Below are 15,573 nucleotides of genomic sequence, written 5' to 3'. Positions count from 1 at the left end.
ATAGGAGGAAATAACATGGTACAATTTAATCATTTTAATTTTAATGTATTTGATTTGGAAAAAAGTTTGAAATTTTACAAGGATGCACTGGGATTGGAACCGGTAAGGGAGAGTGTAGCGGCAGATAACTCCTTTAAACTCGTATTTTTGGGTGATAAGCAAACAGATTTCAAGTTGGAGCTCACTTGGCTGAGAGACAGGAAAGAGCCGTATAACCTTGGCGATTTGGAATATCATCTGGCATTTCAGGCAGATAACTATGACGAGATTCACGAAAAACATAAGGAAATGGGCATTATCTGCTTTGAGAATGAGGCGATGGGCATCTATTTCATTTCTGATCCGGATGGTTATTGGATAGAAATTATACCGATGTCATAGGAAAGTGTGAGCAAAGCTCACAATTTCTTACATAAAAGAACCCCATAGGCGGGAAGGTAAAGATGTTTATCGAACATCAGCCTTACGTCTATGGGGAATTTTTATGGCATTGTGTGCCGCTTATCTAAACGATTTCTACAGCTTCTCCGGATCGCCGTACTCTTCGCCGAAAAGCTCTACCGTAACTTTTTTCATCATCTGTGGCTCTAATGGTCTGTCGCTGTAATCAACGGAAACCTCTGCGATTTTATCAACAACCTCAAGTCCCTCTGTCACCTTACCGAATGCGGCATAGGCACCGTCTAAGTGCGGGGAGGTCTTGTGCATGATAAAGAACTGGGAGCCTGCGGAATCAGGAGCCATAGATCTCGCCATGGAGAGAACGCCTGGGTCATGCTTTAAGTCATTGGTAAAGCCGTTCTGGGCGAACTCACCCTTGATGGAGTAGCCAGGACCGCCCATTCCGTTTCCGTTTGGACAGCCCCCCTGAATCATAAAGCCGTAAATAACTCTGTGGAAAATCAAGCCGTCATAGTAGCCCTCTTTTATGAGAGAGATAAAGTTTTTTACTGTGTTCGGAGCAACTTCAGGATATAATTCAGCTTTGATGATGTCTCCGCTTTCCATTTCGATTGTAACAATTGGATTATTTGCCATTGAAATACTTCCTTTCAAAATTATTTTTAAAATTGGTTTTATAATCACCGTTCTTATATTTTATATGATAAGATAGAAATAGTAAAGGCGAAACTATAATGAGGGACAATACTTATGCTAAAAACAATATTTGTACAGCTTCATGGGGTGGATTTGAAGGATAAAAAGACATACAAAGGGATTGAAGGCTTTGAGGAACTTATATCGGATTTGCAGGAAAATCAGGTGGAGGTACTTGCTCTGCCTCTGGATTACGGGCAGAAGACCGGAACCGGAAAAGAGGAATGGCTGGTCATCAGCGATTATGAAGCGGTCATAGACGGCTGCCATGACATGCAAATCCCGACACTTGCCTATGACAATAAGGAGCTTGGAGAACAGGATTTATTTAAGGCAGATATGCTTGCGGAGGGCTTTTGGGAGATAGATTACCGGTTTGTCTTAGAGGTTTATCAAAGATACCATCAACTGCCGATTGTGATTGCAGAGACAAAGCGGCTTATTATAAGAGAAATGACACTCGCGGATTTGGACGAGCTGTATGAATTATATGCCCATGAATCGATCATCCGTTTTTTGGAGCCTCTCTATGAAAGAGAGGAGGAGGAAGAATTTACGAGGGCATATATCAAAAATATGTACGGCTTTTACGGCTATGGGCTATGGACTCTGATACAGAAAGAGACGGGCAGGCTGATTGGGCGTGCAGGGCTTAGCAACCGCGAGGTGGACGGAGAAATCCAGATGGAATTGGGCTACGTGATAGGCGGAGACTTCCAGAGACAGGGCTATGCATACGAAGCATGTATGGAAATTCTTCGGCTTGCTGTGAAAAGGTTTGACTGCCATAGCTTGAACTGCTTTATCCAGCAGGATAATAAGGCGTCCGTCGCATTGGTGAAAAAACTTGGCTTTCATTATGAGCAGGAGGCAGAAATAAACGGTGAAAAGATGCTTTGGTATAGATGGACATGCAAAGAAGAAAAAGATATAATATAAACTATCGGAAGAAAACCAAGCACGAACGAAGTGAGTATTTGGTTTTATCTAATAGTTTAGCGGCAAAACGAAGTTTTGGAGCATGATCAGAAGCATTTTTGCTTATGATAACATAGTGACAAAGCGGCAGGAGGAAGAACGGAAATGACGAAGGTGATATGCTTTGCAAACAATAAGGGAGGAAGCGGAAAGTCAACCACATGCTCCAATGTGGGATATGGTTTGACACTGCTTGGAAAAAAGGTGCTGCTCATTGATGGTGATATGCAGCTCAACCTGTCCCTATCCTTTTTTTCAGAGGAGGAAGTGTTGGAATTTGCAAGAAGTGATAAGAATTTATACTATGCGATTAAGGAACAGAAAGAGCTGACAGACTATATTGTTCATACAGAGTTTGAAAATCTGGATTTGATACCGTCCTCCACTCTGATGAGCTCCATCGAGTATGAATTGTTTACGAAATGGCAGCGGGAGCTTATCCTGAAAAAGTGTCTGGGCAAGATAAAGGAGTCCGGCTTATACGACTATATTTTGATTGATGCGCCTCCTACTCTTGGAGGCTGGGTTATGAATATCCTATGTGCCTCGGATGAGGTGATTGTTCCGGTGGAGGCAAGTCCGTGGGGTCTGTTCGGACTAGCGAATATGTTTGAGTTTATCAATGAGGTAAAGCAGATTGCACCGGATTTATCCTTGATGGGAGTGGTAATCACAAAGGTGGATGAGCGAAAGAATTATTTCAAGCAGACAATCCAGACCTTGCAGGAGGTGGATGATGTGCATCTGTTTGATGCCTATGTCCGCGTTGACAGTTCCATCGAGTGGGCACAGGATAACAGTAAAACGGTAATTGCATATAAAAAAAGCAGCAGAAGCGCCAAGGAATACATGGCACTGGCAGAGGAGGTAATGAACTATGGCAATCGGTAAAGAAAGTATCAAAAGAGCAGCAAACGCAACCGTGATAGCGAAGGTTGAGGACGAAGTAGTAGAAAAGATTGTGGAGAAGGCGGAAAAAACAACAGAAACAAAAGAAAAGCAAGAAACAGAGGGAAAAGAGGCGGTGAAGCCGGCTGCAAAAACGACCCCAAAAGCAGTGAAACCGCAGACTTCCAAAAAACCAGCGAAAAAGGCAGCGCCTAAAACGGCATCAAAGCCGGTAGTAAAACAGCCTGTCGATCAGAATAAACCGGCCCATGGAGAGATAGTATCCAATATGATATGTGAATTGCCGACCTATCTTCTTTGATTATTCTGTGGTATTTTGTTGTTTTGTTTGACTTTGTATTGCACAACGAAAGCTGATGTAGTATAATATGATAAATAAATAACAATTATACAATAGGTTCGGAAAGGATGTAGCAGAGATATGAAGTCATTTGATATAAAGACGAAAATATATTTTGGCGAGAACGCGTTGGACCGTCTTGCTGAGCTTCCTTATAAGAAGGTCATGATTATAACAGACCCTTTTGTGGTACAAAGCGGTATGCTGAAGCTGATTACATATCGGTTGGAGGAAGGAAGCTCTGTATTTGAGGTGTTCAGCGATGTAGTGCCTGACCCTCCGGTGGAAAAGATTGTGGCAGGTGTAAAGGCTCTGCTGGAATATAAGCCAGAGGCAGTCATCGCAGTCGGAGGAGGCTCCGCCATTGACTCTGCAAAATCCATTAAAAAATTTGCTCTGGATATTGAGCGATTTGGAGACATTCCGTTAATAGCCATTCCGACGACAAGCGGGACAGGCTCAGAGGTTACCTCTTTTGCAGTTATTTCCGACCCGCAAAATCAGGTGAAATATCCATTGGTATCCGATGAGTTGATTCCATCCGAGGCTATTTTGGATGCCGAGCTGGTGCGAAGTGTTCCTCCGGCAGTGACGGCGGATACGGGAATGGATGTTTTAACCCATGCAATCGAGGCATATGTCAGTATCAACAACAATGAATTTTCTGCGGCACTTGCAGAAAAGGCCATTGAAATCTGTGGTGTATGGTTGTTAAGAGCATATCTGGACGGCAACGACATGCACGCAAGGCAAAAGATTCATGTGGCTTCCTGCCTTGCAGGACTGGCATTTAATTCAGCTTCACTCGGACTGAATCATGGTATGGCACATCCGCTGGGGGCAAATTTCCACATTCCTCACGGCAGGGCAAATGCGATGCTGTTGCCTCATATTATTGAGTTTAACAGTGATATCAACATTCACAGCAAGACCAAAAAGGAATACCTGCCTGCAGTGCGTAAATATTGCAATATAGCAAAGCTGCTGGGTTTAAATAATTTTAATGAAATAACAACAGTAAGAGCACTTGTAAACTGGATCCAGTTTATGCTAAAAGAAATGAACATTCCGATTTGTATTTCCCAGATGGAAAAGATATCGGAGAGTGAATATATGGCTAAAATAGACGTGTTAGCCGAAGCAGCATTGTCGGATGCGTGTACAAAAACAAATCCGAGAGTGCCGACAAAGGCTCAGGTAAAAGAAATCTACCGAAATTTATGGTAGCAGTGAAAAGTGTCAGCGAAAGCTGGCACTTTGTTATATTATAGAAAATTGCAAAGTATTTATGCGCACGAATGCAATAAGAAATTGCTTTGAATTTATAAAGACAAAAAACAGGAAAATGTGGTAAACTCATAGTAGTATATATGTATACGGAAGAGATAAACAAGAATTCTCGCAGCAAGGTTTGATTATTTTAGCTTATAAAAAGGAGAACAGACAATGATTAATCAGGCATATAAGGAAATGTTACAGGGCAAGTCGATTATTCGGGAGCAGTCCGAATTTGCAGCGGAGCTGGGAAGCAGGATAGGCTATGAAAATGTATTTGATTACAGTCTCGGAAATCCGAGTGTTCCGGTGCATAAGGATTATACAAAGGTGATGAAGGAGCTGCTTGAGCAGAAAAGTTCCTCCGAGCTGCATGGCTACAGCCCTTCTCTTGGAAATACCGAGGTGCGCCAAAAGGTTGCAAAGAGTCTGAATGAGCGTTTTGACATGAACTATGATACGAAGCATATTTTCATGACGAGCGGTGCGGCAGGAGCTTTGGCACATGCGCTTCGATGTGTGACGAAGCCGGGTGATGAGGTTATTACCTTTGCTCCGTTTTTTCCAGAATATCATGAGTATGTGGGAAAGACCGGCGCTGTTTTAAAGGTAGTTCCGGCAGATACAACAAGCTTCCAGATTAATTTTGATGCATTTGAGGCGGTTCTGAACGAGAAGGTTCAGGCGGTTTTGATTAACACACCGAATAATCCTTCTGGGGTGGTGTATTCGGAGGAAACTATACAGAGATTGGCAGAAATCATGGAGAAAAAGCAGAAGGAATATGAGCATGATATTTTTCTGATCAGCGATGAGCCTTATCGTGAAATTGTATTCGACCAAAAGAAAGCGCCTTATCCAAGCAAATATTACAGCAACTCTCTTTCCTGCTATTCTTTTTCTAAGAGCCTTAGCCTCCCGGGGGAGCGTATCGGTTATATAGCAGCGAATCCGAAAGGGACAGATGCCGACATTATAGCTGTTATGTGTGGGCAGATAAGCCGCGGAATCGGTCATAATTGTCCCGCATCCAGCGTTCAGCTTGCGGTTGCGGAGGTTCTTGACAAGACGAGTGATTTGGCGGTGTATGAGACAAATATGAAGCTTATTTACGATAAGCTGACAGAGCTTGGCTTTGAGGTGATCAGACCGGGCGGAACCTTTTATATTTTCCCGAAAGCGCTTGAAGAAGATGCAAAGAGCTTCTGCATTAAGGCGAGAAAATACAATCTTATTCTGGTGCCGAGTGACAGCTTTGGTGTGTCGGGGTACTTCCGCATGGCATATTGCATTGATACGGAAAAGGTGCGTCGAAGTTTAAAGGCGCTTGAGGACTTTGTGAAGGCGGAGTATTGACGCAACAGGATTTGACAAAGAGATAAACAAGATGAGGTTGCAAGCGGCTTTACTTGTTATAAAACAAAAGCTATGACCATCCATTTATGGATGGTCATGATTCTAAATATTCATGAGGGTATAACTTAGTACCACTCTTTATATTTATAAAAAAAATTAGGAATTGTATTTTGATAAAAAGAATGATACAGTAAGCTGGTAAGCAATAAAAAATCAGATTTAGCTACTTAGTATCGTTTTGTGTTACTATTAATTCTCTGATACTTTATTGGATTACACAGGGAGTAAAATCCCATCTTAATTCATGGCGAATCAGCCAATTATCTCAAATAGGTAAAAAGATACGGTTGGAATACGGGGGGGATGCTTTTGGAATTTTTGAAGGGATGCTAGTCGAATTGATTCTTTAGTTGTAGAAACACGCAAAGATAGGTATAATAAAGGGGAGAAGATATGAATAATACGGATGATGTCATACTATTAAAAGTAGACTTTGCATTTCAATATGTCATGCGAAACAAAACAATCCTTGGAGCCTTAATTGCAGACGTGCTGGGCTATGACCGTGAAGATATAACCTGCATACAGCCGATGCAGAAGGATTTAGAAAAAGAGCACGTAGATGACAAGCTTGGGATATTGGATGTGTATGTAACAATCAGAGAAAAGACACGAATTAATATTGAGTTGCAAGTGAGAAGCTTTGAATTTTGGGTAAACCGTTCCCTGTTTTACACGTGTAAGATGTATACGGAGCAGGTAAAAGCAGGCACTATCTATGATGAGATTCATCCATGCGTTAGCATCAGTATATTGGATTTTACACTATTTGATGATGTGGAACAGTTTCATTCAAGGTATCGGCTTATGAATGAAGAAACGGGAAAGATATATACAGACAAGATAGAATTTCACACAATAGAACTAACTAAGCTTAAGAATGCAGGCGAGGAAGAGCAAAAGAGTGACCTGTATAAATGGGCGAAGATGTTTCAGGCAAGCACGTGGGAAGAATATAAGCAAATAGGAAAGGAGGACGAAGTGATGGGAGAGGTTGTAAGAGAGCTGGAGAAAATCAATCAGGACGAGGAAGCAAGGCTAGATTATTTGCATAGGCAGATGGCGATTATGGACAAGAAACAAGAGCTGAAGGACGCTAGGAGGCATGGGATAGAGGAAGGAATAAGTCAAGGAATTACTCAGGGAAAAAAAGAAGGAATAGAATTGGGAGTAAAAGCTATGATTGAAGCGCTTAGAGAACTTAATCTTTCCGATGAAACTATTATAGAAAAGTTGAAAGAGAAATTTGCGTTATCCCAGAAAGAAGCAGAGAAATATTTAGAATAGCAGAAGCGCGGCCATCCCTTTGGGGATGGCTGATAAATATATTATAGCGTAATTTTTTTAAAATTTGAAAAAAATGAAAAAAATACTTGAAATAATATTCTATATCGTATATAATACATTTTGTTGACGAAATAACAAGAGACATATTTGAATATTGGGCTATCGCCAAACGGTAAGGCACTGGACTCTGACTCCAGCATCTCAAGGTTCGAATCCTTGTAGCCCAGCTAGACCCTGTAAGAGTTCTTACAGGGATTTTTTACATCATAGGAAATGTCTGCGAATTTCCTATGATGTAAAAGAAATGCACACTTTCTTGTGGCATTGGCTTTTAAACAACAGAGAGACAAAAGAAGTGAGGAAATATCAATGTTCAGCTTTCAGACAAAGGTGAGATACAGTGAAATAGATATGGACGGAAGAACAACCGTCAGTTCAATTGTAAATTATTTTCAAGATTGCAGTACGTTTCAGTCGGAGCATATCGGTCAGGGAATTTCAACGCTGATTGAAAGAGGAAAAGGCTGGCTTTTGACATCTTGGCAGGTTGACATAAAAAGGCAGTTAGAGCTTGGCGAGGAGATTAAGGTCGGAACGTGGGCGCATGACTTTAAGGGGCTGTATGGCGCGAGGAACTTTGTGATATATGATGAGAAGGGGGAGATTGCAGCTTCGGCAAATACGCTTTGGGCGTTGGTGGACCTTCAAACGGGACATCCGACTAAGATAACGGAGGAAGACAGTAAAGGCTATGACTTGGAGCCGCCTTTGGACATGGTTTATCTACCAAGAAAGATAAAGCTTCCGGAGGAATCAGAACGTTTAGAGAGCTTTCGGGTGAGAAGAAGCAATCTGGACACCAATCATCATGTGAACAATGGGCAGTATATTGAGTTGGCGGAGGAATATCTTCCGCAGGGTGCATTTGTAAAGCAGATGCGGGCAGAATATAAGAAAGCGGCGGTCTATCAGGACATTATTGTGCCGAAACAATCAATTGCGGACGGAAAATATATTATAGAGCTGTGCGACGAGAATGATAACACATATGCAGTCGTCGAGTTTGTTATATCGTAGGAAAGTATGATCAGAAGTAAAAACACTTCTTATAAAGGAGAAAGGAGCGTATGATAATTCCCTATCATTATCATACAAATAGAAATGTTTAAATTAGGAAAAAGACAGGAATTAATGGTAGTAAAGGAAGTGGAGTTCGGCGTTTATCTGGCTGAGACACAGGAAGCGGAGGACAGAATCCTTCTGCCGAAAAAACAAGTGCCTGCGAGAACAAAGCTGCACGATGTAATAGAGGTATTTATTTATAAAGATTCCAATGACAGATTTATTGCGACGGTGAGGGAGCCAAAGCTTGAGTTTGGACAGGTAGCGGTTCTTGAGGTGCTGGAGGTTGGAAAAATCGGAGCATTTTTGGACTGGGGTCTGGAAAAGGATTTGTTCTTGCCTTTCAAGGAGCAGACAAGCCGTGTGAAACCGGGAGATCATTGCCTGGTGGCTCTCTATATTGATAAGAGCCAGCGTCTGTGCGCTACTATGAACGTGTATGAATATCTAGAGCTAGAATCTCCTTATCAGAAAGAGGACCGGGTGACGGGAACGATTTATGAGGAGAGCGATGAGTTTGGAATGTTTGTGGCGGTTGACAATAAATATTCCGCTCTTATCAGCAAGAAAGAAGCATATGGAAGTCTGAAAATCGGTGATACAGTACAGGCGAGAGTCATCAATGTAAAAGAGGATGGCAGGCTGGACTTGAGTGTCAGGGAAAAGGCATATCTACAGATGGACGATGATTCCAAGCTGATTATGGAAGCGATTGAGAAACGCGGCGGAGCGTTGCCATTTAATGATAAAGTGTCTCCGGAGATTATCAAGAAAGAGTTTGGTTTGAGTAAAAATGCCTTTAAACGGGCAGTAGGACGTCTGTTAAAAGAAGGAAAAATTGAGATAACGGAAAACAGTATTAGTAAAATATAAGAAGTAAAACAAAAGAGCTGTCAAGTCCCTCATGCATGAGGAGCTTGGCAGCTCTTTATATCCTAGCTTTCACTACTATTCATGTAATTTCTTAACATATTCAACAATTCTCTCATAGTCTTCAATATAATCAATCTCAGACCAAAAATGAGGTGCCACATCCAGCGTGTGAATCGGAAATTCCTCACAGTGGGAGTAGAGAACGGTTTCCCACCAGGTATTGTAATCCTCGCTGTCTACCATCTCCATCATAACGGACTTGAAATGCTCAATATAATTTTTTCCGACCTTGGCGATACCCACATATTCACAGGTGCGCTCGGATACAGGAAGCTCCTTGCCGTACTTGGTGACCAGACCGTTTTCGCAGTGGAAGAAATAATCGCCCTCCTCGATTTTACGGTAGTCGGCAAGCATGGTAATATCCTCTTTTGCATGGAGCAGTTTTTCTAAGATGTCCTCCTCGAAAAACACATCGGCATTGGCAAATAAGTAATCATCGCCTGCAATCAAGGCGTCCTTTGCAAACCAAAGGGAGGCAATGCTGTTTGAGACGCGGTAAAAAGGATTGTCAAAAAAGGTGACGTTCATTCCTTCCAATGCTTCGAAAAAAAGCTTTTTGTTGTAGCCGACAATAATGGAAACCTCGATGCCATATTTTTGCAGCAAAGCCACCGTGTGGCGGATAAGAGGTGTTCCGTCGCCGATATCCAAAAGGCTTTTAGGCTTTGACACCTCACGGCTGATACGGCTTCCGACACCTGCCGCTAATAAAAATGCTTTCATTAAGTACCTCCTTTAATGATCAAGTTCAACCAAAGTATTCATAAACTGCTCCATTACCTTAGGGGAGCCTGTGTTGATACGAATGTAATTTTTTAATAAATCATTCCCGTAGGTTTTTACTAAGATTTTCCGCTCTGCCAATCTCTCGGTGAGAAGAGTCACATCCGTGTGCGGCTTAAAAAAGATAAAATTGCCGCTCTGCGGGTAATATTCATAGCCGTTGTCCTCTAAGGCACGAAGTAGGTAGTCTCTTCCGGAAGCAGAAATCTGCTGCAGCTCTTCAAACACCTCAGGGTGGTCCAGAATTCTTTCAGCAAGCTTTAACGCCAGTGCATTTACCTCAAAGGAAGGACGCGCCTTGCGCAGATAGTGCGTTATCGTCTCATTGCTGATTACCATACCGAGGCGGCAGCCCGCAAGTGAAAAGAGTTTGGAGAAGGTGCGGAAAACCAGTACATTATCATACTCATGAATGAGTTCCAAAAAGGTGTTTTTGCAAAAATAATGGTAAGCCTCGTCAAAAATAACAACGGCACCCACCTCTTTTGCACGCTCAATGACACGTTTCGCCTCATCGAAGTTGAAGTTTGGTCCGATCGGATTGTTTGGATTAAGCAGTGCAACAATATCTGTTGTCTCGTCAATCGCCTCTACAATGGCATCGACTGAGATTGTAAAGTCAGCGTCATAGGACACAGGCTTGTGGACAAGTCCAAGTATATTGCAATTAACACCGTACATTTCGAAGCTTGGTGTCACGGTGACTACACTGCTTCCGGGTGCGGCAAAAACTTCAAAAGCATAGCGAATCGCTGCGTCTGAACCGTTTGTAATACAGATATTTTCCGGCTTTACGTTTATGAAGTCAGCATATTTTTGAATAAATATATCAGGCTCCGGGTAAGTTGCCAAGAATTCCGGTGTGAATTCTTTCAATACCTCGTTTACAAAATCCTGCGGAAGTCCTTCCGGATTCTCGTTCATATCCAATCTTAGATAGCCGTAACGGTTTTGGGGCGGAAAAATCCGGACCACATCCTTTATATTTGGGTTTACATAATACATAATTCTACCTCTTTTCAAAAAATTATACTGTCTCGTGTTTTACCAGTTTCGCCCAGCCACTTGGGGAGCGAAAGCCAATTTTGTTATATAAATATCCGGCGCTCTCTGTGTAATAGAACAGATGAGGCTGTTTGCCTTCCGAAAGCAGGTCTTCACACAGCTTGGATACAAGGGTGAGCGCAAAGCCTTTTCCACGATGTACCGGATGGGTGATAACACCGCTTATAACTGCCAGATTGTCGACCTCGGCATAGGTAGCAGCATGGCACACAATATTTCCTTCCTGACGGATAATATAGTTGCGTCCGAAGTTCTCTTTCATACGGCTGGAAAGCTGCATTGTCAAGTCAGCCACGGTGTAATGTCCGCCCAAGCCCTCATCCATGCAGATGAGATTTGCAATTTCCTCCAAATCCTCGAAGTCTGCAGGTTTTACATGAAAGGATAAGTCGGTGTAAAGGATCTTGGATATCGAGGTGACAAAGCCTTTCTCCAACTCGTATCCCGGGCAAAAATGCGGTGAAAGCAGTCGGATTACGTCAGGTGTCGAGGAGATAATCGAGGGAGCCAGTTCCTGAATGAGAGAGACTGTCTCTTCCACCGGGAAATCCTGCTCCAAGCAATAAAGCTGCAAGCCGTTGTAATATTTTGTCGCAACAGAAGTGAGTCCGTCTTTTTCCCTTTGAAAATAAATTTGTAAATCCTTGTGTTCCACTCCGTATTTTTTTAAGTCAATGTAGCTGTACAGGCAGTTTTTTAAATCCTGCTCAAAATAGGAAAGCAGCTCCGCCACATCGCTTTCTTTTGCAAGCTGATACATTCTATAACCCTCCGTTTCGTTTTTTTATACGTTCTGTAATGACTTCCACAACTGCACGGGAGGCATTGCCCTCGTCAAAATATTGGATCTCATTCACATAACGCTCACAGTCTGATTCATATTGTTTGTACTGAAACTGTTCAATATTCTGAATAAGCTCCTTATTGTTCCGGCTTAGGGAAAAAGGAAGTTCTTCCAGAGAAAAATAATAATCCTTAACCTGTTTCATTTCCTCGTAGTCTTCTGCATATAAAAAGCCCGGTTTTTTTAGTGGAGGAAAATCAAAGGCACAGCCTGAATAATCGGTTATAATCATATCTGATGCGACTAACAGCTCTTGCATATTCGGATAACGGCTGGCATTTAAAATCGTATCGGTATAAGTAAAAATGCCGTCCTGCTCTGCCACGTTCGGATGCAGACGTATTAAAAGAGCAAAAGAGCCGCTAAAGCGCTTCTCAAAAGCCTTTAATACCCCTTCGCAATCCAAGTTATACATATCCGTTTTTCGGTTATCACGGTAGGTAGGCGCGTACATGACAAGCTTTTTGGAGCGGTCGAGTTTATAATGGGAAAAGACCTTCTCTCGAATCGGCTCCGGATTTTTAAAATATAAATCATTTTTCGGAATTCCCTTTTCCAGCAAGGCACCGCTGTACCAGAAGGAGGAATGATATAAATCACTGCACCATCTGCAACAGGAGAGGAACAAATCAATATGCTTCGAATCGATTTTGGCGTATGCTTTATACTCTTCGCTTAAAGCAGCCTCACAGTCGCGCTCTACTTTTTTAAGCCCCGGACCGCCATGCCATGTCTGGATATAATACTGCTCGGGGCGCTTTTTGAAATAGTACAGCTTTCTCGTGTTGTCAATCCAAAAGCCCGCAGTCGCCATATGATAGACAAAGGCAAGCGTGTTAGGTTTTACTAACTTAATTTCTGACGGAAAAATGCTGTTTTTTTCCCCACATACCCAGAACAGCTCGTAAGGAAGCTTTGCATCAAGGATTTCCTGTGCGATAAACTTTGGATTATCGCCATAGCCGCCTCCGTTAAAGTTACTGAACACAATTTTATTTTGATTTAGCCGGCAATGGGTAAAAATGTGCCATGCCAGCTTGATTATGATTTTATGAAAAAATAAATAGATTTGCACAAGCAGTTTTTTCATATAAGTCTCCTAAATTTAAGCTATTTCATATCATAGGAAATGCCTATGATATGAAAACAATTACTTCTAATTAATTTATCTTATCACAAAATAATGCAATAATCTATTCATAAAATAGAAAGTGTGCTAAAATAGGTTCAATTGTAATAATTTGATAAAAAGGAGTTCCGAGTTCATGCGTGAGAGAAATACTTCCCTTGATGCGATGAAGGGCTTTGCCATTCTTCTCGTTATGATAGGGCATATCTTAATATTAAATGAAATAAATGATCCATATATTTATCCGATGATTGAGGCAGTGCAGATGCCCGTTTTTATTATGATAAGCGGATATATTATGGGATTTAAAGCACCGATAGAGAGTGTGACCGAGTGGCGTTCGATACTGGGAAAACGGGCAGTTACTTATATTGTGCCTTTTTTTACATGGCTTGTCCTAAAGCAATGGGACAATCTGGCACTCGGAATCAAGAAGACGCTATTTCAGACGGAGCGCGGACTCTGGTTTTTGATGACTTTGTTTCTCTTAAATGTGATTCTTTATACAGCGCAGCTTTTAAACGGCAAAATTCAAAAAAAATACCCAAGATTTGCCTTTGCCAGCTTTACAATTATATTTGGGATGCTGTCAGGTATATTTGTGCTGCAGCTTTTGCTTGGAAACAGCTTTTTAAGCCCGGAACTGACCATACGGTACATGCCGCCGTTTTTTGCGGGGTATTTCGTGAGCGTATATCGGGAGCAGCTGTCGGCATTGATTAAGGAAAAGCTTCAATTTGTGGGATTTTTGCTATGTCTGGCGCTTTTTGTGTATCTTTGCATATTTGGAGACAGCACGCTGCCTGTTTTGGTGATGCAGATTGTGAAGGGGCTTCTCGGCTCCTATGTTATTTTTTATATTTTTCTAAAAAGTAAGGAAAACGTAATAAAATCTAAGCTTGCATGGCTTGGAATGTATACGCTTGAAGTTTATACTGTTCACTTCCATTTTGCAACGAGGCTGAATCCGCAGGGAGTGACGTATGATTTGTATTCTGCAAGCGGGCTTTTGTTTGTGGTTTTGACTTTTATTCTGATGAGTGCTGCGAGTGCCGGTCTGATTTATATGGCAAGACAGACGAGGATTACAAATCTTCTTTTATTTGGAAGAAGATAGCAGAAATAAAATCTTAAGAAAAGCTTAATTTAGGTAGCGCGAATGAGGAATTTACGATTTTTCAGACATTGACGAATTACATGGGGCATGTTAGAATAAGTAAGGTTATTATGTGATAGGTGTCAGTTCGGTTATGGCTGGACTGTAACATAAGATTGAAAAGAGGTTAACGAGATGAAAATAATGCCTAATCGCCTTGACAGAGGCTTTTATTTATATCAGAAAGAATTCGAGGATAAAGCACTGGAGGTGCTTCGTTCTGGTTGGTATGTTCTGGGGAATGAAGTGAAGAGCTTTGAGGAAGAGTTTGCAGCATACATAGGGACAAAGCATTGTGTAGGTCTGGCGAGCGGGTTAGATGCATTATGGATAGCTTTCCGCATACTTGGAATAGGAAAAGGCGATGAAGTGATTGTTCAGGCAAATACTTATATTGCGAGTGTGATGGGAATTACTATGAACGGCGCAACACCTATATTTGTGGAGCCGGATGAATATTACAATATTGATGCATCAAAAATAGAAGAAAAGATTACAGACAAGACCAAGGCAATCTTAGTTGTTCATTTGTATGGACAATCCTGTAAGATGGACGAGGTTGTTGCACTGGCTAAAAAATATAAGTTAAGACTTGTGGAAGATTGTGCGCAGTCACACGGTGCTGAGTTTGACGGACAGATGACCGGAACGTTTGGAGATATCGGTTGTTTTTCCTTTTATCCGTCCAAGAATCTTGGGGCATTTGGTGAAGCGGGTGCGATTACCACAAATGACGATAAAATAGCGGAAGATTTCCGCATATATAGAAATTATGGCAGCAAGGTACGATACTATAATGAATTAGTGGGTACTAACTCGAGATTAGATGAGTTACAGGCAGGTTTGCTTCGCGTCCGTCTTTCCCATATGCATGAATTGACGGAGGAAAAGATTGCGATTGCAAGACGCTATGATAAGGAGCTTAACAATTCTAAGATTGAGCTTCCGAGGGTGAGAGAGAAGGCGACTTCCATTTATCACCAGTATGTTATCAATTGCAAGGAAAGAGATGCTTTGGTAGACTATCTTAATGAGAAAGAAATCGGTACAATTATTCATTATCCGGTTCCTCCGCATTTATCAGAGGCATACGCTTATCTTGGATATAAAAAAGGTGATTTTCCGATTACAGAAAATTATGCGGATACCGTGTTATCCATTCCGATGTACAATGGAATGACAGAGGAAGAGCAGACTTTTGTGATTGATGCAATAAATAGATTCTAGAATGAAAG

General features: G+C 41.7%; 16 protein-coding genes and 1 tRNA gene. 12 read left to right on the top strand and 5 right to left on the bottom strand.

Annotated elements, in window-relative coordinates; genetic code table 11:
• Positions 1 to 15 precede the first annotated feature (15 nt).
• Complete coding sequence (locus CTY48_RS03180; protein WP_099467070.1) at positions 16 to 381, top strand: VOC family protein; 366 nt, start codon at positions 16 to 18, stop codon at positions 379 to 381.
• Positions 382 to 516: 135 nt separating this feature from the next.
• Here CTY48_RS03180 and CTY48_RS03175 read toward each other — a convergent pair whose 3' ends face one another.
• Complete coding sequence (locus CTY48_RS03175) at positions 517 to 1,038, bottom strand: peptidylprolyl isomerase (RefSeq protein ID WP_099467069.1); 522 nt, start codon at positions 1,036 to 1,038, stop codon at positions 517 to 519.
• Positions 1,039 to 1,152: 114 nt separating this feature from the next.
• On the opposite strand from CTY48_RS03175, the gene CTY48_RS03170 reads away from it, so the two are divergent.
• The 9 genes from CTY48_RS03170 (at position 1,153) to CTY48_RS03130 (ending at position 9,298) form a co-directional block, all read left to right on the top strand.
• The gene (locus CTY48_RS03170) at positions 1,153 to 2,037 is read left to right on the top strand and encodes a GNAT family N-acetyltransferase (RefSeq protein WP_099467068.1); all 885 of its coding nucleotides are present in this window, start codon (positions 1,153 to 1,155) and stop codon (positions 2,035 to 2,037) included.
• 144 nt (positions 2,038 to 2,181) lie between these two features.
• A complete protein-coding gene (locus CTY48_RS03165) occupies positions 2,182 to 2,967 on the top strand; it encodes a ParA family protein (RefSeq protein WP_099467067.1) in 786 nt (261 codons plus the stop codon).
• Positions 2,954 to 3,286: a hypothetical protein gene (locus CTY48_RS03160; RefSeq protein ID WP_099467066.1), complete on the top strand. Its 333-nt coding sequence runs from the start codon at positions 2,954 to 2,956 to the stop codon at positions 3,284 to 3,286. Before CTY48_RS03165 ends, CTY48_RS03160 begins: the two co-directional genes overlap by 14 nt.
• Positions 3,287 to 3,406: 120 nt before the next feature.
• A complete protein-coding gene (locus CTY48_RS03155; protein ID WP_099467065.1) occupies positions 3,407 to 4,552 on the top strand; it encodes a 1-propanol dehydrogenase PduQ in 1,146 nt (381 codons plus the stop codon).
• Between the two features lie 219 nt (positions 4,553 to 4,771).
• Positions 4,772 to 5,956, top strand: coding sequence for a pyridoxal phosphate-dependent aminotransferase (locus tag CTY48_RS03150; RefSeq protein WP_099467064.1), 1,185 nt, complete (start codon positions 4,772 to 4,774; stop codon positions 5,954 to 5,956).
• Between the two features lie 453 nt (positions 5,957 to 6,409).
• Complete coding sequence (locus CTY48_RS03145) at positions 6,410 to 7,303, top strand: Rpn family recombination-promoting nuclease/putative transposase (protein ID WP_099467063.1); 894 nt, start codon at positions 6,410 to 6,412, stop codon at positions 7,301 to 7,303.
• A 155-nt stretch (positions 7,304 to 7,458) separates the two neighbouring features.
• Positions 7,459 to 7,530 (top strand) — tRNA-Gln (locus CTY48_RS03140).
• 142 nt (positions 7,531 to 7,672) lie between these two features.
• Positions 7,673 to 8,380 carry an acyl-[acyl-carrier-protein] thioesterase gene (locus CTY48_RS03135; RefSeq protein WP_099467062.1) on the top strand — a complete coding sequence of 236 codons (708 nt, stop codon included), beginning with the start codon at positions 7,673 to 7,675 and terminating at the stop codon, positions 8,378 to 8,380.
• Positions 8,381 to 8,464: 84 nt separating this feature from the next.
• Positions 8,465 to 9,298, top strand: coding sequence for a CvfB family protein (locus CTY48_RS03130; RefSeq protein WP_099467061.1), 834 nt, complete (start codon positions 8,465 to 8,467; stop codon positions 9,296 to 9,298).
• A 75-nt stretch (positions 9,299 to 9,373) separates the two neighbouring features.
• On the opposite strand, the gene CTY48_RS03125 is transcribed toward CTY48_RS03130, so the two are convergent.
• Genes CTY48_RS03125 through CTY48_RS03110 form a run of 4 tightly spaced genes read right to left on the bottom strand, consistent with a single transcriptional unit; the run spans position 9,374 to position 13,143 of the window.
• On the bottom strand, positions 9,374 to 10,084 hold the full coding sequence (locus CTY48_RS03125; protein WP_099467060.1) for a phosphocholine cytidylyltransferase family protein: 711 nt from the start codon (positions 10,082 to 10,084) through the stop codon (positions 9,374 to 9,376).
• Positions 10,085 to 10,096: 12 nt separating this feature from the next.
• Positions 10,097 to 11,149 (bottom strand): pyridoxal phosphate-dependent aminotransferase, encoded by a 1,053-nt coding sequence (locus tag CTY48_RS03120; RefSeq protein ID WP_099467059.1) that lies wholly within the window; start codon positions 11,147 to 11,149, stop codon positions 10,097 to 10,099.
• A 22-nt stretch (positions 11,150 to 11,171) separates the two neighbouring features.
• The gene (locus CTY48_RS03115) at positions 11,172 to 11,969 is read right to left on the bottom strand and encodes a GNAT family N-acetyltransferase (protein WP_099467058.1); all 798 of its coding nucleotides are present in this window, start codon (positions 11,967 to 11,969) and stop codon (positions 11,172 to 11,174) included.
• Position 11,970: 1 nt separating this feature from the next.
• Positions 11,971 to 13,143, bottom strand: coding sequence for a CDP-glycerol glycerophosphotransferase family protein (locus tag CTY48_RS03110; RefSeq protein WP_099467057.1), 1,173 nt, complete (start codon positions 13,141 to 13,143; stop codon positions 11,971 to 11,973).
• A gap of 175 nt (positions 13,144 to 13,318) precedes the next feature.
• Between CTY48_RS03110 and CTY48_RS03105 the strand changes: the two genes are divergently transcribed.
• Positions 13,319 to 14,299 (top strand): acyltransferase family protein, encoded by a 981-nt coding sequence (locus CTY48_RS03105; protein ID WP_099467056.1) that lies wholly within the window; start codon positions 13,319 to 13,321, stop codon positions 14,297 to 14,299.
• Positions 14,300 to 14,473: 174 nt separating this feature from the next.
• Positions 14,474 to 15,565: a DegT/DnrJ/EryC1/StrS family aminotransferase gene (locus CTY48_RS03100; RefSeq protein WP_099467055.1), complete on the top strand. Its 1,092-nt coding sequence runs from the start codon at positions 14,474 to 14,476 to the stop codon at positions 15,563 to 15,565.
• Positions 15,566 to 15,573: the final 8 nt, after the last annotated feature.

The sequence above is a fragment of the Konateibacter massiliensis genome (genome assembly GCF_900184995.1).
Lineage (GTDB): Bacteria > Bacillota > Clostridia > Lachnospirales > Lachnospiraceae > Lachnotalea > Lachnotalea massiliensis.
The sequence above is the reverse complement of the archived record's forward strand: the minus strand, read 5'-3'. Positions and strand labels throughout refer to the sequence as shown.